This is a genomic window from Nitrosomonas ureae (genome assembly GCF_900108305.1).
Taxonomy (GTDB): Bacteria; Pseudomonadota; Gammaproteobacteria; order Burkholderiales; family Nitrosomonadaceae; genus Nitrosomonas; species Nitrosomonas ureae_B.
On record NZ_FNUX01000003.1, the window covers coordinates 72,407 to 94,908 of the forward strand.

Sequence of the window (22,502 nt, forward strand, 5' to 3'; positions counted from 1 at the left end):
AAACTATGATATTGCTACCCCATGCGCCGCACACCACTGAGCTACCGTTTATTTCATCAGAAACTGACTTGCAGGTGCCGGCTTTCCTATGTAATAGCCTTGAGCATAATCAATATCCATTTTTTCTATTAGTGAGAGTATTTCCGCACTCTCGACAAATTCCGCTGTAATTTTTTTGCCAAAACCCCTCGCAACACTACAGAGTGCATTCACCAGAATAAGATCATCACTGTTTTCGGATAAGTTACGTATAAACGAACCATCAATTTTTACAACATCCACCGGTAATTCCCGCAAATAATAAAATGACGAAAAACCAACACCAAAGTCATCCAGCACAAAACCACAACCCAATTCCTTAATCTCCACCATTAATCCGCGTGCTCCGGGCAAGTCTTCCAATGCCGCAGTTTCAGTAATTTCAAACATCACGCATGCCGGTTCCATTTGATGCAATGCCAATTCTGCCTTGAGAATTGGCAATAATTCCGGATCATTGAAAGCATGCGCAGATAAATTGATCGAGAAATTAACTTGAAATCCGGCTTGGTAAATTTCGGCTACTTGCGCTATGGCCTTGCGCAGCACCATATGATCAATCGCATGAATTAACCCGGTATGCTCTGCAGCGGGGATAAAATCTGCCGGCGATAACACCGTGCCATCGATATCCTGCATACGCAACAGTACTTCATAATGCGAAATTTTTTTCGATTTAACATGCATAATCGGCTGCAAATACAATATGAAATTATCATGTAAATGCGAATACTCGATTTTTTCCTTCCAATATACCAGCGTATGAATACGTTCGCGGCTGCGGTCCTTATCCGAGAACAAATACCAGGGGCATTCCGTCCCATTGCTTTTGCCTGATACATGGCGAGATCAGCAGCTGCCAGCAAATCATGGATGTTGGCACCGTGTTCGGGAAATAAGGCAATTCCGATGCTGGCTGAAATTTTGTGAGTACGATTATTGATCGTCAATTGTGCCAGACTCAGTTGATCCAACACCTTCTTGGCCACGCCTATCGCCCCGTTGGCATTAATTTCCGGCAAAATGATCGCAAACTCATCCCCTCCGAGACGGCCTGTAATATCATCCGCCCTAATGTTTTGCGCCAGCATACTCGAAACCATTTTAAGCAGTGTATCGCCGGCCTGGTGCCCGCTGGTATCGTTGATATACTTAAAGCGATCCAAATCAAAGAATAACAAAGCGCCCGGGTGGTTATACCGCTCCGCGCGGCTAAGCACCTGCTCCAGTTCTTCACTAAAGCGGCGCCGGTTAAACAAATTAGTCAACGGATCATGATCAGCCAGCCAGGCCAAATGCCCTTCAACCCGCTTGTACTCGGTAACATCCAGACCGACTGATAAAATTGATGGCTCATCGGGAGATTTCCAGGATAAATGCGAGTGCAGCCAGGCAACATGGCGCGTTGTTCCATCCTTACAATGCGTTATAGCCTCATGACGCAATTGCATCCTTTGTCCGGTATGAATTTCTTTAATGTGAAAAAGCAGGTCGTGTGATTCATAATCCGGGATTAAGATATCCAGAAAAGATTTGCCATACAACTCACTTTCCGAATAACGAGTCAGCATCTCTCCATAGGCGTTTAATGACATAATTTCGCCGTTGGAATCCTGAGTTAACACAATTGCCTGCGCCGTATCCAGCAAATTCTTCACAAAATCTCTTTCTTTGCTGAGCTCATTCTTTTGTTCAATCAGCATTTCAGTCCGGCTTGATACCTCCTGCTCCAGCTTTTCCAGCTGTACCGACAAAGATACGGCTGCTTCCGAAAGCGTATCGACCTCATCTCTAAAACGTTGTACACGGCCTGTAGCAGCCAGAGACAAGCGGAATTTCTCAAATTGTCCGTCGGCAAGCAGTGGAAGCATGAACGCCACATCTTTGAGCTTTGCCAGTAACCTGGTAAAAATAAGAAACAACAAAATTTCAGAGCAAATTAGCCCCAGCAAACCGATTAATGCAATTTTCCAGATAGAATCATAAATATTATTCACTGCGGCCGTAACATCCGTGATGATGACCAAATAGGCTTTATCCGGCTCATATGAATTAAGCGGGAATACCTTTAATTGAAAATACTGATCATTCCAGCGAACTTGAATTCCATCGCTCAACGCGGACATATCCGTATAGTTCTGAGCCGCCTTATTGAGAATTTCAAGATTTCTTTCTTTGCTGGTTAATGCTGAAATATAGATATCCCAATGCCAGAAATCAGAATCGCCCTGCTTCAGGTTATCTTGCTCTTTGATCAACAAACCCATATCGGCGCCGGAGAGCCGCTTAAAAGCCAGAAACACGTCCGCCAGGGAAATTCCCATAACCACGACACCTACTTTCTTTCCTTCTACCAGCAGAGGCGCGACAATGTATTGAATGCAGCTTTCCCGGCAAAGCAACGGATTGATCGGCCGTTCGGACTGATTAACCTGGTACACCCAATTTGACAGTAAAATACTGTCATCTATATTGGTAGCCAAACTGTCCCAACTGGCGCTCAATTGATTCGACGGATTATAGAAATGAATAAATTCAACACTATTATGAAATTGCAACAGTGCCCAATGCGAATCAAAAGCATTACTGATAGCTTCATCATCACTCATCAGCAAAGCCTTTTTCATGCCGTCCAGGAACGGAATCATTTCAGCCAGCTGATATAAATTCTGCGAAGTGTTCTGGATCAGGCTGTTGACTTCTCTGGAATAACGCCGGTAATCACTCTCTTGTTGATTGTCAAAATTAGCCATTAAACCCAGATAGCTAACAAAACAAAACAGCATTACAACGGCCAGCAATATCAAACTGCTGCTTAATGAGATTTTCCATCTCAGGCTGCGGAACCGACGGCCCTTGTAGCTTGAAATAATGAGCGCTTTTTCCAATTTAACCCCGGAACTAGTCTCCATTAGAATACCTGCCTAGAAACGATAAGAGGCCTGAATTGCGAAAAGATGCCAGTGTTGATCAGTATCAAATGGGCGCCTCGTTCTTAGATCAATTGGATTATCCAAACCTGATAACCATGCCGTTCCGTTCACATAATGATATTCAGCCCGCAGCATGAACGCCGGCGTAACATTCCAGCGTAAGCCCACAGTGATATCTTTGGCAAAGCGGGAATGCTCCAGACCATGCCGCCTTTCAGGATTCTGAGCAACCCAATCGCTTCCATTCCGATCTGAACGATCAGTAAATAGCGCATCATACCGCAAAATTCCTTCCCATTTTGGAGTAAAGCGATATTCTCCCTGGATGTAATAACTCTCACCAACGACATGTAACCCATTGAGGCTTGGGTTTTGGAAACTGTTATTATACTGAAAAGGCCGTATGGCATATTCAGATGTCAATGTCCAACGCTCCGCATTATATTGTGCAGAAAAAAACACGGGGGTAAATTCTAATCCGCCAGGACCCAGCTCTAACGGATTTAGCGAAGAGACCGGGTTTTTCGGATCATAAGATGTATTCAACCATATTCCACTGATACCCAATCGAAGCCGCTTATCATTCGTTTCAAAAATTCCGCGACCTATGTACGAAACTTCCCGATTCAAGCTTCCGTCCCGCACTAATCCAAGCAACGAGCTCTCAGTATCCCTATTATCCACAACGGGCAGCGTTACCCCAAATTGAGTAGAGAATGTACCCCGATCAAATACTGCAGCATTCCCGTAGAGTTGCACAGAATCACTTGAAAGCCCCAAATTCCGGGTACGATCAAAATATATCGACTGTGGTAATAGAATGCTGGGACGCGTAAATGCCACGTCCCGGGTCTCGTTGTAAAAACCGAAGGGATTCTTCAATCGCCCTACTCGAATACCAAATTGGTTTGCTTCATGAGAATACAACTGATAGTCCAAGATAGCGTAATCCAGGCGTGGCATACCCGAATTTCCCTCACCGGCACGACGTGACAGCACCTGAGCCGACAACTGCAATCTCGGAAGCGGCCGTAACGAAGCATTAAGTCCTGCTTCTGTAAGACCGAAGCTGCCACCGTTATCACTATTTCCAAAAACATTATTATCGGAAGTCGTAATGTAGGCCTGACTGACAAAACCATGAATCTGCAAATCCCCCGGACGGTCTGTTGAACGCAACCACTGCATCGCGGTGCTTACCAATCCAGGTTTCTCAGTAACGCGACTAACCTCGGTCTCGTTAATCTGAGCAAGCAAATCTGCGCTTTGCAGTTTTTTATTAAGCGGCTTGATCAATTCAGACTGTTTTTGCGATGGAAACTCCTGAGCCTGCACGGAAATATTTCCCACCGTAAATAACAAAATAATCCCCCTGGCAATCCATTTGAAAGGATTGACAAAGCAACTATTTAATCTGGAGCACGTTAACATTTTCATCAATATTGGCTCTCCACAAATAACCTATCGCTCCCGGGGTATTAATAACCTTGTCGCGCATCTCTTCTATTGAATTAACTCTGATAGGGGCCTGACCTGTGCCCGAAAATACCAAACGATCCCAGGTAGACCTTAACTGATAAGGAAACACGTTCAATTTTTCCTTTGATACCGCCTTATGTAACTTATCATCATCGGATAATACGAATACTCGAATCTTGGTTCCATCCGGCCAGGTTTTTAGACTCATACTAAAAATGGAACGCAGTGAATTGACCGTGAGTGCGGTTTCGCTGACATTCAGGTTAGTCACGATCTCATAGTGATCATTTGCCCTGACATCAGCTTTAACACCCAGAAAACAGATAAATAGCGCAAATCCGAAGTATGATCTGGCTCTTGACAAACAGTAGCGTAATATTCGAATTTGTATTGAGAAATGAAATAAATTCAAGAAACAGATCCCTGATTCAAGGCGGATATTCCATTAGTTGGTATGAGCAAGGTTATACTCGCCACAATCAGTTACCACTTCCCATGCGTCACGATGCTCGTTATACATTCTTTCCAAAGCATCTTCCACTTTCACGTAATAAGGCCTGCGTATACCATGATAATTAACTGGGGGGCCTATCGGATTAAAATTCAAACCATAAAAACTCATCAATTTATTCAGTGCGGGATCCGCTACCGACAACCAATGCCTGATGTCATATTTGACTGACATACGCATTACACCCGCCATAAGCACCAATCCGATACTAAGTGTAGAACGCCGATCCGAAGAGCGCCGATCTTGGCGCCGATCTTGTTGTGTTCCTCTTTGCTCCCTTTCTCGTTGTTCTCCTCTTCGCTCCCTCTCAGCCCCTTCCGTTTGCTTTCGACGATCCTCTTTACGCCGGTCAAACCGGCTGACAACCAAGAAGCGTGAAATTTCAGCGGTTTGCTGACGAGGCAATGCCTTGACGTCACACAATGCAGGATCCAACTGCCCATATAACTCTACCGGCAGAGGCTTTTCAGGCCTGGATGAATCAGGCAGAATCAGTCTTACGGTACCAATAAATTCTCCGGAAGGGCGATAGCGCAAAAGAATGTGTGACGAGTGACTATCGTAACCATCCCTTTCCATTTGATCCGGACACAGTACCGGGTCAAAGCCAGGCAGACGTTGTTCAACACATAATACTTGATAGCGAATCCTGTAAACATGTTCCAGAAGTTCAGCGGTATCAGCGGCAACAAGTTCAAAGAATTTCTGAAAATTCTGATACAAATCACCCATAGAATCACCTGGCTTGGTTTTAAAATTCACTCTATTCATATTTAAACAAACCCTTAAAGCAATTTGTAATTATTCAAAAAATGAAGATGATAATGAATCGGTTAATAGCAATACATAGAAATTATATATCGCACCTACGCTATATCATCAGTGAAAAAACGCAACAACTGCAGTGTATTTTCTACTTTATTAGCATAAAACAAAAACTTTCTCATGTTAAATGAGAATGTACATTAATTGCCCCTAACCACCATTTAAGTATATTTAAAGCGAATATTCAACCGCTTTGCACAATTTATCGAAGAAATCCGGTAATGACCCAACCCCCATGCACAAATAAACAACATGTAAACTTAGGGAAGCGCTGATTAATTCGGCGAACGAGATGAAGCACGAGGCGCCCGGAACGCAGCAACTGAGACATATCAACGAGATAGGCGAAGGCGCGAGTACCGTGCAACGAAGTGATTCGCTCGTGCAGCCAATTAATCAGTGCTTCCTTAGCGCAAAGAACTTTATCAAAATGAATAGCATAGATTATGCCTCGTTTTATTGCAGAAAAAATAATGGCTTTTGCGGCAAATGGTTGCTTAAACCAACACTTCAACCGGTGGAGGGTGATCAAGAAATGCTGTCGGACTGGCGGTCAAACCATAGGCGCCTGACTGCAAAACAACTACCAGATCATTTACGGATGCTCGAGCCATTGCCATTTGATCCGCCAGCACATCCAGCGGCGTGCATAGCGGCCCCACGACGGAAACAATTTCCGTTGCGGTACCTTGAACTTTGTTGCCGATGACGACAGGATAGTTTTTGCGGATAACTTGACCTAAATTCCCGGAAGCCGCCAAATGATGATGCAACCCGCCGTCCGTTACGAGAAAGACCTGCCCGCGTGACACTTTACGCTCCAAAACACGGCAGACATAAATGCCTGCCTCGGCAACCAGATACCGCCCTAACTCAAGCGCCACCGTGGTTTCCGGCAATTGCTGCTTTATCTTCCTCATCAGACGCTGCAAATTGACACCAATCGCTGCAATATCCAGCGGCCGGTCACCCGGAAAATAGGGCACACCAAAACCACCGCCGATATTCAGCAACTTCACCGGTGATGGCGCATATTCAGCCAGTTGAATGGCAAGCAAAACGATTTTCTCGTGCGCCTCCTGAATTGCTGCCGCATGCAGATTCTGTGAACCGCTAAAAATATGAAATCCAACAAAATCCAAAGCAAGTAAATCCAGTCGTTTCAACAAATCTGGCACACATTCGGCATCTATACCGAATGGTTTGGAGCCGCCACTCATTTTTATCCCGGAAGACTTGAGCTCAAAATCCGGATTAATGCGAATGGCAACTTTAGGAACAATACCTAAATCCACGCCTTGTTGTGCGATCAACTCCATTTCCTGCGGTGATTCAATGTTCAGCGCCACACCTGCGGCAATCGCACTGCGTAACTCATGCACCTTTTTCCCCGGACCGGCAAAACTTATATTTTCAGGGGCTAGAATGGTATCCAGCGCAACTCTCATCTCCCCTGCCGAGGCAACATCCATGCCATCGACCAAACTTGCCAGATGCTGCACCACAGCCGGCATGGGATTAGCTTTTATCGCGTAGTGCAACAAGATCTCTTGCGGTAGATTCTGGCGTAGCAGTTCAACCCGTTCGGTAATTTTTTTCCGATCATAGGCATAAAACGGTGTCGTACCCACCCGATCCGCCAATCGGGTCAATGCCATCCCGCCTATCTGCAGGCAATCGTTTTGCACAGAAAACTGCACAAGCGGCGCATGTTCCAACAGTTGATTGATCATCAGTCGTTTCCGCTAAATAGTAGTTGTAATTGCCGGGAAAGAAATTTACGGTCAATTTTGCCGTTTGGATTGAGCGGCAATTTTCCTTCGCGCACCTCGAGATGACTGGGCACCATATAAGCGGGCAATTGTTTCTTACACGCGCCCAACAGCCTATCAGCATCCGGCTGAATGCCTTCCCTGGCTGTAACAATAACAGCGATTGCCTGCCCCAGCATCGGATGCGGAACACCAAAAACAACTGCCTCAGCGACACATTCCGTGGCGTAGATGACTTCCTCGATTTCAGTCGGGCTGACGCGATACCCGGAAGTCTTGATCATTTCATCACGGCGTTCGATGAAGTACAGAAATCCTTCTTCATCCATTTGCACCGTATCGCCCGACCATGCGGCAATTTCTGCAAGCATCAACCCAGCCTGGCGCGACTTGATGGGTTTGAAGCATGTCACGGTCTTTTCCGCATCATTCCAATACCCCATGGCTACCAGAACACCCCGGTGCACCAATTCACCAGGCTCACCCGGTACACAGTGCGACCCATCCTCCCGCAGCACCATGACCTCGGCATTCGGTATCGCTTTACCGATAGAGTCAGGATGCCGGCTGATTTCTTCCGGCGCCAGATACGTTGAGCGAAAAGCTTCGGTAAAACCATACATCAGAAAAATTTTCGTATCAGGCAAAGTATTGCGTAATTGATCCAGTATCGTACGGGGTATGGCACCACCCGAATTGGTGATATAACGCAACGAAGGCACTTTGTCCCAATGCAACTGCGCAAGTTGAACCCACAAGGGTGGTACAGCGGCTAATCCGGTGATGCGCAATTCCTTGACAACGCGGAGGATGTCGCGCGGCAGCAGGTAGTTCATCAATACGTTTGCTGCGCCTGCATAAAAAGCCGTCGTCAGTTGGCTTAATCCGTAATCAAAGCTCAACGGAAGCACAGTCAGAATCCGGTCATCAGGACAATTCTGCAAGTATTGCGCAACACTTTTAGCGCCGGCAACCAGATTGCGATGTGAAAGCACGACACCTTTCGGTTTGCCGGTGCTGCCAGAGGTATAAATGATAGCCGCCATATCGCTATCGATCGTTGGCACAGCCGTATTGATGCCCCCCATTTCTTCCCAGCAAACGATGGAAAAACCGGGAATGACCGCAAGTTTATCTTTGCCTTCCACCAGCACGATCGTATGCAAATCACGACAGGATAACAAAACGGTTTGCAATAACTTCAATCGTTCCAGCGAAGTAACCAGTATCCTCACATTGCAATCGATCAAAATATAGGCGACCTGTTGCGGTTTTAATACCGGATTGACCGGAACAAAAACACCTCCCGCGGCAGCTGCGGCGAATAATGCAATGACAGTCTCGAAACGTTTCTCGAGATAGACTGCAACCCGCTCGCCCCGACTTAAACCAAGCGCCCGCAAGCCACCTGCTTTTGCCTTAATCTGCCCTGCCAGCATGGCGTAGCACATGCATCGATCCTGATACAACAATGCTTCAGCATCCGGCGACCGTTCCGCGGTTGCAAAAATCAGATCATGGATTAAATCGGTCATTTGTCAAATGCATGATGATCATACATACCAGTTAAAAATCATTGGAATTAAATTGCGCATATTATAATCGGCTTTAAGCCGCAAGCTTCGATGAACATGCATCATACTTGCAATAGCCGGGGCAAAAGAAACACTGGTTTTACGGAATCGCGTAAACTATCCTATTCCCGACATTCGGCATTACAGTTAATACAACAATCATGATAGTACGTACACGATTTGCACCCAGCCCTACCGGTTATCTCCACATTGGCGGTGCGCGCACCGCGCTTTTCTCCTGGGCTTATGCACGCAAGCACGGCGGGCAGTTCATTCTGCGCATTGAAGACACTGATCTGGAACGCTCAACCCAACAGTCGATACAAGCGATTCTTGACGGCATGGCATGGTTGGGGTTGGATTACGATGAAGGACCGTTCTATCAGATGCAACGGCTAGCGCGCTATCATGAAGTAGCCGAACAATTACTGGAAAATAATCAGGCCTATTATTGCTACGCCACCAGGGAAGAGCTGGAAAACATGCGTGAGCAGCAATTGGCTGCCGGCCTGAAACCCCGCTATGACGGACGCTGGCGTGATTCCCGAAAAACCCCGCCGACTGACGTAAAACCGGTGATCCGGCTGAAAAATCCATTAGAAGGCCATGTTACATTCAACGATCAGATCAAGGGGAAGATTACGGTCGCCAACACTGAACTGGATGACTTGGTGTTACTGCGCAGCGATGGCGTGCCGACTTATAATTTCAGCGTCGTGATCGACGATCTGGATATGAATATCACTCATGTGATACGCGGCGATGATCATGTCAACAATACCCCGCGCCAAATTAACATTCTTAAAGCCCTGAATGCGCCGTTACCCCAATATGCGCACGTTCCAATGATTCTGGGCGCGAACGGTGAGCGTCTGTCCAAGCGTCATGGCGCCGTCTCGGTGATCCAATACCGTGAAGACGGTTATTTACCCGAAGCCTTGCTGAATTATCTGGCCCGACTGGGATGGTCGCACGGGGATGAAGAAATTTTCAGCCGCGAGCAACTAGTCGAATGGTTCGATTTAGCCGCAATCAGCCGCTCCCCGGCTAAATTCAATCCGGAGAAACTGCACTGGATCAACCAGCAATATCTCAAAGCCACTGATAATGCGTGTTTAGCCGAATTGGTCACACCTTTTCTTGCAAAAAACCATTGTCAAATTGATGGCGGCCCCGACTTAGCGCTGGTTGTCGATTTACTCAAGGAAAGAGTCAATACCATCGAAGAATTGGCCGATGCGGCGGTGTATTTTTATCGTCCGCTGGAACCCGCCGATGAACTGAGAGCGCAACACTTAACCGCGGAAGCAAAGCCGATCATGATCGGCCTGCTGGAAAAATTCCATCACATTGAATGGACGCGCGAATCGATTCATCAGGAAATAAAAGCTGTAGTCAAGGAGCACGACGTTAAATTTCCGAAAATTGCGATGCCGTTGCGCGTCATGGTAACCGGAGAGATTCACACGCCTTCCATCGATGCAGTACTGGCGCTGCTCGGACGCGAAGAAACGCTCACCCGCATGAACAGCCATCTTGGCAATTTTCAGGATTGATCTTTTCTTTACAATGAATCAAGGCATCAGTATAATCCCCCTTCCTTTGCTCAGGGGGTATAGCTCAGCTGGGAGAGCGCTTGCATGGCATGCAAGAGGTCAGCGGTTCGATCCCGCTTATCTCCACCAGTTAATTTTAGCAACGCGAAGCTGTACCGACATAACATGTCCCCATCGTCTAGAGGCCTAGGACATCGCCCTTTCACGGCGGTAACAGGGGTTCGAATCCCCTTGGGGACGCCAAAAAACAGATACTTAAACAAATTTAAGTCTTTTTGTTTCTTCCGTGCATAATCTATGTGTACTCTGTAAATATATTTTGAAGACAACGTCGAAGTTGGAGCCGTAAAAATCTTATCACTGGAATGGCTACGCCAATACATGAATAAGCGGTAGCCTGATGGATAGCCGATGAAGTGAATTGTGTTTTATCTCTTTCACTTAGGTCGCCCGCGCTGACGGTATAACCTGCTCTTCTCTTATATGTGCCCGACGTTATTAAATTATTTCATACCTTCTTGAAATAGAAAAACAGGCATGCTCTCTTAAAACGTGCTGAATCTTTCCTCCTAAATCTATTCAATGTTTGTAATCGCACGGATGCGATATTCATATGCCATCATAATTACTTCCGATTATAACTAATGAGTGATTCATTTCCTGGGTTCGGAAAATCATTCAGACAACGCTAACAGGAGGATCAGTATATGCTCGGCTCTTCTAATCAAGACTCTGCCACTCGGGATCGTGCAGCGGGCGCTATTATGGGCGCCTTCGTTGGGGATGCATTAAGTCTCGGCCCTCATTGGTATTATGACCTGACGGCGCTCCGTCGGGACTACGGCGATTGGATCACGACCTATACCGACCCCAAGCCCGGCCGCTACCATTGTGATCTCAAAGCGGGGCAACTTTCCCAGGGAGGCATTATTCTCCGCCTGATGCTGCGTTCCCTCATCGAGCGCGGCGGCTATGATGAAGCGGACTTCTGCCGGCGCATGGACGATGAAATATTTCCGTTGCTCAATGGCATGCCTGTGAACGGGCCGGGCGGATACACTCAGCAGTCGATTCGCGATGCTTGGCGCAAACGTGTCCAGCAAAATCTGCCTTGGGGAGTAGAAACGGGGGGACCAGCGGACACCACCGAAGGGATAGGAAGAACACTCGCCTTGGCAGTACGCTACGCCTTTCAACCGCGGGAAATGGCGGACGCCATTTCTAGCAACACACGCCTCACCCAGCGCGACGATACCGTTGTTGCTCTTACGGTCGCATACGGGGCGGTGCTGGGACTTCTGGTACAGGGTGACAAGCTCGACGACCATATTTCCGGCAAGCTCATGCGGCTGGCAAGGGCGAGAAAACTGCCCTTCCATACAATGGCGCATACCGACTTGCAACCGCCGCGGAAGGATCGTCCATTGGAAAGTGGTTTTTTTATCTCGCCAGACGCCCTGCTCACCCCTTCCTATGTCGCGGGTGCCGCTATGGATCCCGATGTTCGCATAGAGCCTGCCTGGAAAGTCTCCTCCGTTTATGGTATGACCTGCGCTATATATCACCAACTTCCCGCCGCCTATCATCTTGCAGCCCGCTTTTCGAACGATTTCGAAACGGCAGTACTCCACGCTGTAAATGGCGGCGGTGAAAATCAGGCGCGCGCTGTTCTGACCGGAGCACTCGTCGGAGCTCAAACCGGGTTATCCGGTATACCCAGGCGCTTCCTGGAAGGCCTCGATGAAACCGACATATTGCAGCGCCTTGCGCAGGATGTGGCCTCAAAAGTAGGAGTTTCAGTTGTCGCCGATGGAGCAAAGAATCAGGAATATTGATTTAATTAGCATGTCACAGGTCTCGGATATATTTGATATTTGTCCTAAATGCATCCCAGACTTCGTCCATCCGGCCTCCCAACGCCAGCTTGGCTTGAGATTGTATATAACGGGACATTACGCCGACCGAAGTGTGCGGTGGCAAAGTCGGCACATGTGGGTTAGTGAACACATTCACCAGTGCCGGACCGTTATGCAGCAGGGCTTGTTGAAGAACATTCTCAAGCTCATCGGGATGAGTGACCGAATAGCCTCGGATACCGCAAGCTTCCGCCACCCGCGCAAAATCCGGATTGATCATTTTAGTCTGCCAGTCGGGCAAGCCCGCAACCTGCATTTCCAGTTCGACCATTCCCAAACTGCGGTTATTGAAAACAATCAGCTTTATCGGCAGTTTATATTGGGCAATAGTCATCAGATCTCCCATAAGCATCGAAATACCCCCGTCTCCACAAAATGCGATGACTTGGCGTCCGGGCGAGTGTAATGCGGCGCCGATTGATTGCGGCATCGCATTGGCCATCGATCCGTGAGAAAAACTACCCATCAATGTGCGCTTTCCGGTACCGTGCAAATAACGTGCCGCCCATACGGTACTCATGCCGGTATCGGCGGTGAAAATGGCATCGACATCGGCTAGCCGATCAATCAACGCGGCCACAAACTCAGGCTTAATCAAGTTTTCCTCCCCCGGATCAGCAGCATGCACGCGGAGATCTTCTTCCACTTCGACATAATCCGCCTGACAGGCATTTAGAAAACCAGCGTCGGTCTTGGGATTAATTAATGGCGACAACTTTAATAACGTGGGGCCGATATCACCGCACAGACCCATGTGCAATGCAACACGCCGCCCCAGCCGTTCCGGCTTGTTGTCGATTTGTACGATGTTGACCGAGCTATCGAGAAATTCCTTCCAAGGAAAATCGCTGCCGAGCATGAGCAACAGCTTGCCCCCGGTGATGGCGCGAGCGCCGGCCTTGTTGCCGAGCAAACCCGTCAATCCCACAGCGTAAGGATTTTCATATTCCAACATCATCTTGGCTTTAAGCGTATAAGCCATTGGAGCTTTGAGAAGACGAGCCAGCTCAATCACCTCTGAACGGGCATCGGCACAACCAACGCCTGCATAAATGCCAATGTTCTGAGAACTATTAATCAATTCCGCCAATAGCTGAATCTCAGCGTCAGAAGGGGTCAACACCGGCTGTGGCCGGTACAAATCGGCACATAGTGCGTCATCATCGGCGTTGCATGTCATCAAATCCCCGGGAAAAGCACACACGCCTACACCCTTACGATTCCATGCATGCTGAAGCGCCTGCTGCAACATTCGCGGCAATTGCTGCGGTGTCGTCGCTACCTCATTGTAATAACTGCATCCGTCGAACATGTGCAGATCGGTGGATTGAAAGCTTTCAGTTCCGTAATCCTCGGAGGTAATGGTCGAGGTCAGGGCCAACACGGGTGCACCCCAGCGATGAGCATCGTAAAGACCATTGATGAGGTGGACATGCCCCGGCCCGGAACTGCCAGCACAACAACCCATCCCACCCAGCACGCTCTCAGCCATCGCTGCATAGGCGCCAACTTCCTCATGACGAACGTGAATCCAATCCATATTGCCATCCCGCCGCAAAGCATCGTTGAAAAAATTCAGGCTATCGCCAGTGACGCCATAAATGCGACGGATACCGGCCGCTTTTAGCATTTCGACCAATTGTTCGGCAACGGTACGATTCATGGGATTCTCCTAAATGTTTAAGTGCGATGAATTCAAACAGAGAAATATCTAAATAGGCAGGATGCTCCCGCCTGATGTTTGTTAAATAGGAACTTTTCAGAAAGTAATATTAATTACTCATGCCCCGGCTCTAACAAATCCTTTACAGAAACGAGCAGTAAGTGAGTACATTTGCAATGCTCGTGCTTGCACTTGAATATCTACCTATCCAATACTTATATGGGGATAGATATTAAAACAAAGGCATTCGAATTTCCGTTCGTTATCGTACATAACCTCTGCCGTCAAATCCATTCTTAAACATACGCTTAATCAGGATGATAAGAAGCTGAATCTCACATACCCCCCAACAACAATCAATAGCTTTATGGCTGTTTATTGCCGGGATAAAACCTTGTACACACCTGCAGCAGAAACACCGAACGCTATATGAGCAGCGACTGTAATCCAATCCCGCGTATCAACAAACCACGGGAAAATCATGACAAAACCGTACATATTCATGAGGAACAATCCCAGACCATATAAACCACCAGCGATCAGTGAGTTTGTTATGTCAATACAGTGAATCAGCCAGGAAAGGATAATCGCGTAAGCGATGGAAAGACCGAAGTGAAGCAATGCTGCGATGAACATTACATACCAATCGAGGGTTGCTGGAGGTGGCAAAACTCCCTCCCCCAAAATGATCGCGGCCGCAAACCGTGCATCACGATACAAAATCGAAGGTAGCTCATCCCAGAATAACCACCACAAAAGTATCTGTGCGACGGTTGAGAATATTCCCGCAGCTATTCCTGCATAAAACGCAGGCCACCAGAATTTATACGACTGATCTCGCACCATTTTGATATTAATCCAATCATTTCAGAATGATCATTGCATTCTCGTAACTACAAGATATAGGAACAAGCGGCAGGAGATTACGAAATCGACAGAAATTTTTCATAACCGCTAGCACAAGCAGAAAGGGCGAAGTTGCTTATGGCCAGCACAATTTACGCAGCGATAGTATGCAAATCTTCTTGCAGCTTGATTCCATGGACTCCAAATTAGACTACGCACTCACTATTTTCTATTTCTTAGGAAACGCTGATTAATTGGCTGCACGAGCGAATCACTTCGTTGCACTAGTACTCGCGCAGCCGGTGAACTGCCAAGATAGCTTGCTCCCCATTTATTATCGATATTTATTACCGCACTGACTAACTCTGATACTATAAAACGGGATTAGAAATCCATTTTTTTCATATTGTTATGTTTATAATGCTAGAAATTTCCGGAATTGTCAGTTGCAACAACGGGCAGATACCCTGTAGGATCATCCGCTCTCGGCTACATAATACTCCCGAACACCCTAACTTGGAGAATCCATCTGCTCATGTCCGACACAGCGATTACAGTTTACGATTATTTCGATGAATCCACCTGGAGGCGAATTAAAGCCTTCTCCGACACGCGCGAAACACCCTTCCTGGTAGTAGATCTCGCGACGATTGATCGCCAATACGATGAAATGTCGCGGCATTTTCCGTACGCGCGCACCTACTACGCGGTCAAAGCCAATCCGGCACCGCAAATCCTGACACTGCTCAAAGATAAAGGCGCATGCTTTGATATCGCATCGACATACGAACTCGACAAGGTGCTCGCACTGGGCGTGACACCCGATCGCATCAGCTTCGGCAATACGATCAAAAAAGCCAAGGACATCCGCACCTTCTATCAGAAGGGAGTACGGATGTTCGCGACCGATTCCGAGGCAGATCTGCGCAACATTGCGAAAGCCGCGCCCGGTGCGCGCATCTACACCCGTATCCTGACAGAAGGCACTTTGACCGCTGACTGGCCGCTGTCGCGCAAATTCGGCTGCGAGAGTGACATGGCTATGGATTTGTTGATCCTCGCACGCGATCTCGGCCTCGACCCTTATGGCGTATCGTTCCATGTCGGCTCACAACAACGTGAAATCGGCGCTTGGGATGCGGCGCTCGGTAAGGTAAAAGTAATCTTCAATCGCTTGTGGGAAGAAGATCGCATTAAGCTGAAGATGATCAACATGGGCGGCGGCTTCCCAGCCAACTATTTGCAACGCACGAACGAACTCTCGATCTACGCTGAAGAGATTGCGCGATTCCTGCACGAAGATTTCCTGAATGACATGCCCGAAATCATCATCGAACCCGGCCGTTCAATGATTTCCAATGCTGGCGTGCTTGTCAGCGAAGTCGTGCTGATCTCGCGTAAATCACGTACAGCGCTGCATCGATGGATATACACCGACGTCGGGAAGTTTACCGGGCTGATCGAGACACTTGACGAATCAATCAAGTATCCGATTTACACAGAGAAGAACGGCGAATTTGAGAACGCGATCATCGCCGGACCGACATGCGACAGTGCAGACATTATGTATGAAAACTATAAGTACGGCTTACCCTTGAATCTCGCAGCGGGAGATCGATTATATTGGCTGTCAACTGGCGCCTACACAACGACATACAGCTCAGTGGAGTTCAACGGGTTTCCGCCATTAAAGGATTACTACATTTAACCACCATAAACGCGGTAGTGAACTCTGATGTTAGGGCTTTACTCTCCCGGAGTGTTTACATGTGTTGACACTGAAACACCCCCACGAGCGTGGGGAAAACCAAGTCTCAGCGCACTCGGAAATCACGATTGAAGAAACACCCCCACGAGCGTGGGGAAAACGAATTCATCATTTTTAAATCAAGCCCGGATGGAGAAACACCCCCACGAGCGTGGGGAAAACAGATACTAGGATCCTCCTGATGGGGCTGATACGGAAACACCCCCACGAGCGTGGGGAAAACAATCGTAATGCAAAGATTAAGCTCGAACATTGAGAAACACCCCCACGAGCGTGGGGAAAACGACCTTTACTTGCGATTCTTTCACGCCTAGAAGGAAACACCCCCACGAGCGTGGGGAAAACGGTCTATTTTTCCATATTAAATGACCTTGTTCAGAAACACCCCCACGAGCGTGGGGAAAACTCTAGCCAACGTTTGAAATTTTCGCATTGATGTAGAAACACCCCCACGAGCGTGGGGAAAACGCAGGCTCTCCTTTGGTATCAAATACGATCACGGAAACACCCCCACGAGCGTGGGGAAAACATAATCATTGCAAAATTCCTATCAGATGGAATAGAAACACCCCCACGAGCGTGGGGAAAACCCACTTTGAGAGCATACTTCTCAACCAACGGCAGAAACACCCCCACGAGCGTGGGGAAAACCAGTTAAAAACGTAAATACCGACACCGGCGAAAGAAACACCCCCACGAGCGTGGGGAAAACTTTATTCTGTAGCATTTCTTTTTCCATTCGATGGAAACACCCCCACGAGCGTGGGGAAAACCACCCGGCTTGATGTCAAACTCAACATCACAAAGAAACACCCCCACGAGCGTGGGGAAAACGTAGTGATTCTTTGGAATCCCAGTCCGATGATGGAAACACCCCCACGAGCGTGGGGAAAACCTGATTTAATTATTGAAGGCAAAAAACGGCGTAGAAACACCCCCACGAGCGTGGGGAAAACCCAGAGGATTATCAAATCCCGACTTTATAGGTGGAAACACCCCCACGAGCGTGGGGAAAACGTAATTGCTACACGTTTTTATCTTAATGGCGTAGAAACACCCCCACGAGCGTGGGGAAAACCATGGCGAGCATATCCTTTTAACCCTTGCATTAGAAACACCCCCACGAGCGTGGGGAAAACAGATAGGTGCAGTCTCGGGAACATCGGCACATGGAAACACCCCCACGAGCGTGGGGAAAACGCAATCAAGAGCAAGCTCCCGGATCATTCAGTGGAAACACCCCCACGAGCGTGGGGAAAACGTCATCGCTTTGAAACCCGCGTCTAATACCGTAGAAACACCCCCACGAGCGTGGGGAAAACGATCACACAAACAGTTGACATGTACCTTGATTAGAAACACCCCCACGAGCGTGGGGAAAACCCATGACCGGCGATTATTCCACCATCGTGATCTAGAAACACCCCCACGAGCGTGGGGAAAACATCATCTATAACATCCAATCGCAATTTGTTATAGAAACACCCCCACGAGCGTGGGGAAAACACCGGACAAATCAATCGCGGTGTATCAATCTGGGAAACACCCCCACGAGCGTGGGGAAAACTTGGTCATGTAAGTGCTGCTGTGCCAGCAAGTGGAAACACCCCCACGAGCGTGGGGAAAACTGCTATCAATTTGATTTTCTGGAGGCATGATTAGAAACACCCCCACGAGCGTGGGGAAAACTAAAGGTTGCGGCGCGGCGACTGTAACGCCGTCGAAACACCCCCACGAGCGTGGGGAAAACAACAAAGGACTCGCTAAATACTCAAGAAATAGGGAAACACCCCCACGAGCGTGGGGAAAACGCAAATCCGAATTGATGGCGATACGCTGTATCAGAAACACCCCCACGAGCGTGGGGAAAACAATCTGCCTTGTAACGTCCAAGTATCCACGAAAGAAACACCCCCACGAGCGTGGGGAAAACCGTCTCTACTAGCACAGTTTCCTCAAGTCTGAAGAAACACCCCCACGAGCGTGGGGAAAACTAGCCTCATTAAGCCAAAGCGCGTAAAATCCGAGAAACACCCCCACGAGCGTGGGGAAAACTTTTGTTAAATAATAGTTGACAAGTCTATTTTAGAAACACCCCCACGAGCGTGGGGAAAACTTATAACCTAATCAGTAACATCCGTGTGACTGAGAAACACCCCCACGAGCGTGGGGAAAACACCCGGCAACTGTTTTTCTATCCCGGATATCTGGAAACACCCCCACGAGCGTGGGGAAAACGTGACATCTTGGCCACACTCCCATTTGAAGGAAGAAACACCCCCACGAGCGTGGGGAAAACAGATTGAAGTGATAACGGATGGTGCGTTGAAAGGAAACACCCCCACGAGCGTGGGGAAAACAATCATTATATTAATGTTGCTATCAGCTTGATAGAAACACCCCCACGAGCGTGGGGAAAACATTACTTCACGTTCACTCATTTCCTTTGTCGTGGAAACACCCCCACGAGCGTGGGGAAAACTGGACATGCACATTGATTCCAGGCCATGGTATGGAAACACCCCCACGAGCGTGGGGAAAACCCCAACAAATTGTTAAAGAGCGATGCTAAAACACTATTGGTTGTGTTCTAGCAATCCAATCTCTTCATACTGAAATACTATAACTTTAAACCCACGGCTTCAGTCAGTATTTATTTTTCAATTACTAATTGCAAACCAGAAATTTCGGTAAGATTGCGCTTGGTATCACCTACACCGCATATTTCATAACCAGGCGTCTCTGGAATACGCCGAAAAATCATCAAACCGCTTTCAAGCGGGCAGTGGCGGTGCAAATAATCCACTACTTTTTTAGCAACCGCATCTTTTACTCCTGAAATAAACACGTTGGGACGTGGCTCAATAAACCAGAGTTTCATTCGCCCGCGCACAGCAGGCGGTAAATCATTGGCTATCACAACGAGCATTTTTCACTCCCAATATGGACTCAATGTCTTGGCCTATCTTACCCAGCAAATCCGTCTCAATGACACGCTGACGAAAAGCATCAGATACTTTGTGCTTGTTGTAGCGTCCGGCCATCTCAAGTGTCAGAGAAAAAGCCAAGTCGATACAAAGATATTCTTTGTATAGATCAGCCAAGTCGTATACAAATGGCAATGGACTTCCGGAATGAATAAAGCCAATATGTGGTGAATAACCCATACTATGCACAGCGGAACTTAAAATACCGTAAAGCGCAGCATTACTGGCCGTAAGCACTTGGTTAGTGATATCTCCCAGCTCAAATTTGCCTGGTGTAAAACTACGACCTTTCCAACCTACACCGTATTCTTTCCCCTTTTGTTCATATAAAGCACGGACACGGTAGCCTTCCATACCCATCATTTCTTTTAAAGACTTGCCCATCAAATCTGCTTCGGGGAAACGTCTGGCGAACATTCGTCGCGCAACTTCTACTGATTTTTTCGGATCAGTAGAAAGCTTGATTTGCTCGCGCATATTACGAGTATCTGCTGTTGGTGTTTGCCCGTTGGCATAAAACAGCAAACTGTCTTCTCCCACCCAACACACGTTGCAATTGGATTGCGCAATAACTTTGACCGCTTCGTGAGTAATGCTGGTGCCTGGACCCAATAGTAAACAATTGACAGTGGCAATGGGTAAACGCACGACATTGGCTTCACAGTCTATCCATTTAATACTGGAATCATCGATTTCCAGCCGCCCGCGTTCAAGGTAGATAAATGGATATTTGTCTTTGACCTGCGGCAAACTGTCACGGGTAACCTTGATGAGCAAACGGCTAGATGGCGGCTTTGATAACGTAGCTTCATCGGGCATAAATCAAACTCACTTGACGATCCCGGTATCGCTTATCTGCACCGAATTGCACAGGAACGTCATTAATGGTAAAAATTTCATCTGCCTCGCCATCATCAAGCGCGCCATGCACCACTCGAAAATCCTCGATGCGTTGTTTTTCCATTGCAATTAACCCTGCCTGTTCTATAGCGGCAGCTTCATTATCAAAGGTTCCGCGATAGATAAAATCGGTTGGCACACAATTTTTACGTCCGAGATAAATATCCCAGGCAGGATTTTGCAGGGCTTGCGCGATGGCTTCTGCTTTATCAGTGGGCACGCCAAGCACCACAGCAAAAACGGCGTCTTGCAAATAATAGCGATAGGTCATTTTGGTACCTCCCCCCACCGCCTTTTTGCCTTCGCTAGTTTTTGGGATAAGCAAACTCGTCCACGGATCCTGATCGTCATAGCCGCTGCCAACCATATGGAAATCACGCAACAGAGGTTCTCGATCTTGCTTGATAACGCCATTTGCTGTTTGTTTACCGCGCACAAAGGAAATCACCGTTTGATCGAGTGTAGCAAACTCAGCCAGGAACTCCCGCTGCTCACCGCCAGCACCTAACGCTGAACACAGCAAACCCAGCACCCCCGACTTGGTAGGAAAAATTTGCGTATCGCGCCGTCCAAATTTGGAATCAAAACCCCAGGACTGCAATGGGGCCTCAAACCATAATAATAAATAAATGTTACTCATCTACCTTATCCTCAAGCGCACCCGGCGGCATGCTGTCTAAGTGCAGCGATTAAAGTGTCAATATTGAAACTATCATCCTGCCCGTAGGTATATTCCGCTTGCTTTCCGAACAGACTGCCATGCAGTTTTTCTTGTCTGGTTAAATAGCCCGTCATAGCCTCTATGCTGGGTTGGATAAAACCGCCGTCTTTAGCCTTAATTGCTGTTTCGAATGGCACTTGCAGGCGCTGGCCTTTTCGCACCAGTACCTTGGCAAATTCCCAAGGCGATGCGCCCGATTGAGTGGTTTGCCGCGCAGTCGGTATCGCCACAAACAAGGCTTTGGTAAAGTTTTCAATTGCATCCGGCAAGTTTTGCCCCATCAGGGTTTGACACAGTTGCCCCAAATCCAGGCACACATAACGATAATAAGTGGCGGAGTTGAATTCCAAGCTGCCCATGTGGGCAGAACCGGGTTCGGTAGCAAGATCATCCAGGGCGGTGAAAAATTCAACTTCGTTACTGACTTTGTGCGTAGAAATCGCATGAGAGAATGACGCGGCAGCTTCGACATTCAATTCAGCCGCTTGTGCAACCATACGGCCAAAGAATGCAATATCGACGCCATCAACAGCCGGATTTAAAACCTTTTTCGCCACTTTATGAGCATCTTTGTCTTTGAGTTTTTTGGCATCGAAACCTTGCTCTCTGGCATATTCGGCAAAAGCCTTGGCCTCTGTCATGGTAAAAAACAGCAACGTGTCTTTACTCAAATAGGTGGCGAGCATTTCACCGCAAGCATTGGCCTGCTCATTGGTCGCACCTGAATCAACACAAGCTTGTGCAATGGTGCTGGCAACATGCTTGGTACGCACGCCTAGTTTTGCTCCAAAATCGTGCATCGCCATCCGCACTGGACGCTTCCACGCCTGCGAACTGACCCGGGCGCGTTGCACACCACCAATCATGGCAGTTTTTGGCGCACCGACATCGTCTCGATTGAGGCAAGTAACAGGGAAGGATTGCAGGATATGAAATTCGATGCGTATATTTTTGAATGGATTATTAATGGTCATTTGATTACCTTTCAAGTGAATAGGATTGGGGTTTAACG

The 22,502-nt window shown here is 47.7% G+C and carries 16 protein-coding genes, 2 tRNA genes and 1 CRISPR repeat array; of the genes, 5 read left to right on the forward strand and 13 right to left on the reverse strand.

All coding sequences use genetic code 11. The features are described from left to right. Nucleotides 1-48: 48 nt before the first annotated feature. From C4S39_RS15675 to C4S39_RS02915, 7 genes are all read right to left on the reverse strand, one after another. On the reverse strand, nt 49-726 hold the full coding sequence (locus C4S39_RS15675; protein WP_258039259.1) for an EAL domain-containing protein: 678 nt from the start codon (nt 724-726) through the stop codon (nt 49-51). Next, nucleotides 609-2,951, reverse strand: a complete 2,343-nt coding sequence (locus tag C4S39_RS02890; protein WP_258039260.1) for a diguanylate cyclase — start codon at nt 2,949-2,951, stop codon at nt 609-611. Before C4S39_RS02890 ends, C4S39_RS15675 begins: the two co-directional genes overlap by 118 nt. Before the next feature lie 12 nt (nt 2,952-2,963). Continuing rightward, the gene (locus C4S39_RS02895; protein ID WP_103965550.1) at nt 2,964-4,409 is read right to left on the reverse strand and encodes a hypothetical protein; all 1,446 of its coding nucleotides are present in this window, start codon (nt 4,407-4,409) and stop codon (nt 2,964-2,966) included. Further along, nucleotides 4,378-4,722, reverse strand: a complete 345-nt coding sequence (locus C4S39_RS02900; protein ID WP_258039261.1) for a hypothetical protein — start codon at nt 4,720-4,722, stop codon at nt 4,378-4,380. The genes C4S39_RS02895 and C4S39_RS02900 overlap by 32 nt, the downstream gene beginning before the upstream one ends. 174 nt (nt 4,723-4,896) lie before the next feature. Next, on the reverse strand, nt 4,897-5,733 hold the full coding sequence (locus C4S39_RS02905) for a PEP-CTERM/exosortase system-associated acyltransferase (protein ID WP_103965552.1): 837 nt from the start codon (nt 5,731-5,733) through the stop codon (nt 4,897-4,899). A 551-nt stretch (nt 5,734-6,284) separates the two neighbouring features. Further along, entirely contained in the window at nt 6,285-7,520 is a 1,236-nt protein-coding gene (locus C4S39_RS02910) for a pyridoxal-dependent decarboxylase, exosortase A system-associated (RefSeq protein ID WP_181023736.1), read from the reverse strand. Continuing rightward, a complete protein-coding gene (locus C4S39_RS02915; RefSeq protein WP_103965553.1) occupies nt 7,520-9,094 on the reverse strand; it encodes an acyl-CoA ligase (AMP-forming), exosortase A system-associated in 1,575 nt (524 codons plus the stop codon). Before C4S39_RS02915 ends, C4S39_RS02910 begins: the two co-directional genes overlap by 1 nt. Before the next feature lie 200 nt (nt 9,095-9,294). Here C4S39_RS02915 and gltX point away from each other — a divergent pair, with 200 nt between their 5' ends. The 4 genes from gltX to C4S39_RS02935 all read left to right on the forward strand — a co-directional run bounded on the left by gltX (nt 9,295) and on the right by C4S39_RS02935 (nt 12,524). Continuing rightward, complete coding sequence (gene gltX / locus C4S39_RS02920; RefSeq protein WP_103965554.1) at nt 9,295-10,689, forward strand: glutamate--tRNA ligase; 1,395 nt, start codon at nt 9,295-9,297, stop codon at nt 10,687-10,689. A gap of 53 nt (nt 10,690-10,742) precedes the next feature. Next, nucleotides 10,743-10,818 (forward strand) — tRNA-Ala (locus tag C4S39_RS02925). A 38-nt stretch (nt 10,819-10,856) separates the two neighbouring features. Beyond that, nucleotides 10,857-10,932: transfer RNA gene (locus C4S39_RS02930), tRNA-Glu, on the forward strand. A gap of 464 nt (nt 10,933-11,396) precedes the next feature. Next, nucleotides 11,397-12,524, forward strand: coding sequence for an ADP-ribosylglycohydrolase family protein (locus C4S39_RS02935; RefSeq protein ID WP_103965555.1), 1,128 nt, complete (start codon nt 11,397-11,399; stop codon nt 12,522-12,524). Nucleotides 12,525-12,537: 13 nt separating this feature from the next. Here C4S39_RS02935 and C4S39_RS02940 read toward each other — a convergent pair whose 3' ends face one another. Together C4S39_RS02940 and C4S39_RS02945 are read right to left on the reverse strand one after the other, a co-directional pair. After that, entirely contained in the window at nt 12,538-14,268 is a 1,731-nt protein-coding gene (locus C4S39_RS02940; protein ID WP_103965556.1) for a thiamine pyrophosphate-dependent enzyme, read from the reverse strand. Nucleotides 14,269-14,643: 375 nt separating this feature from the next. Beyond that, a complete protein-coding gene (locus tag C4S39_RS02945; RefSeq protein ID WP_103965557.1) occupies nt 14,644-15,114 on the reverse strand; it encodes a sodium:proline symporter in 471 nt (156 codons plus the stop codon). A gap of 535 nt (nt 15,115-15,649) precedes the next feature. On the opposite strand from C4S39_RS02945, the gene C4S39_RS02950 reads away from it, so the two are divergent. Beyond that, nucleotides 15,650-16,822, forward strand: a complete 1,173-nt coding sequence (locus C4S39_RS02950; protein WP_103965558.1) for a type III PLP-dependent enzyme — start codon at nt 15,650-15,652, stop codon at nt 16,820-16,822. A gap of 72 nt (nt 16,823-16,894) precedes the next feature. After that, a CRISPR array of direct repeats spans nt 16,895-19,425; the repeat unit is 28 nt; unit sequence GAAACACCCCCACGAGCGTGGGGAAAAC. Nucleotides 19,426-19,535: 110 nt separating this feature from the next. On the opposite strand, the gene cas2e is transcribed toward C4S39_RS02950, so the two are convergent. Genes cas2e through cas7e form a run of 4 tightly spaced genes read right to left on the reverse strand, consistent with a single transcriptional unit; the run spans nt 19,536 to nt 22,464 of the window. Then, nucleotides 19,536-19,802 carry a type I-E CRISPR-associated endoribonuclease Cas2e gene (cas2e, locus tag C4S39_RS02955; protein ID WP_219817907.1) on the reverse strand — a complete coding sequence of 89 codons (267 nt, stop codon included), beginning with the start codon at nt 19,800-19,802 and terminating at the stop codon, nt 19,536-19,538. Beyond that, the gene (cas1e, locus tag C4S39_RS02960) at nt 19,789-20,688 is read right to left on the reverse strand and encodes a type I-E CRISPR-associated endonuclease Cas1e (RefSeq protein ID WP_103965560.1); all 900 of its coding nucleotides are present in this window, start codon (nt 20,686-20,688) and stop codon (nt 19,789-19,791) included. Before cas1e ends, cas2e begins: the two co-directional genes overlap by 14 nt. Then, nucleotides 20,678-21,409 (reverse strand): type I-E CRISPR-associated protein Cas5/CasD, encoded by a 732-nt coding sequence (gene cas5e, locus C4S39_RS02965; RefSeq protein WP_103965561.1) that lies wholly within the window; start codon nt 21,407-21,409, stop codon nt 20,678-20,680. The genes cas1e and cas5e overlap by 11 nt, the downstream gene beginning before the upstream one ends. Nucleotides 21,410-21,420: 11 nt before the next feature. Next, complete coding sequence (gene cas7e, locus C4S39_RS02970; protein WP_103965562.1) at nt 21,421-22,464, reverse strand: type I-E CRISPR-associated protein Cas7/Cse4/CasC; 1,044 nt, start codon at nt 22,462-22,464, stop codon at nt 21,421-21,423. Nucleotides 22,465-22,502 lie beyond the last annotated feature (38 nt).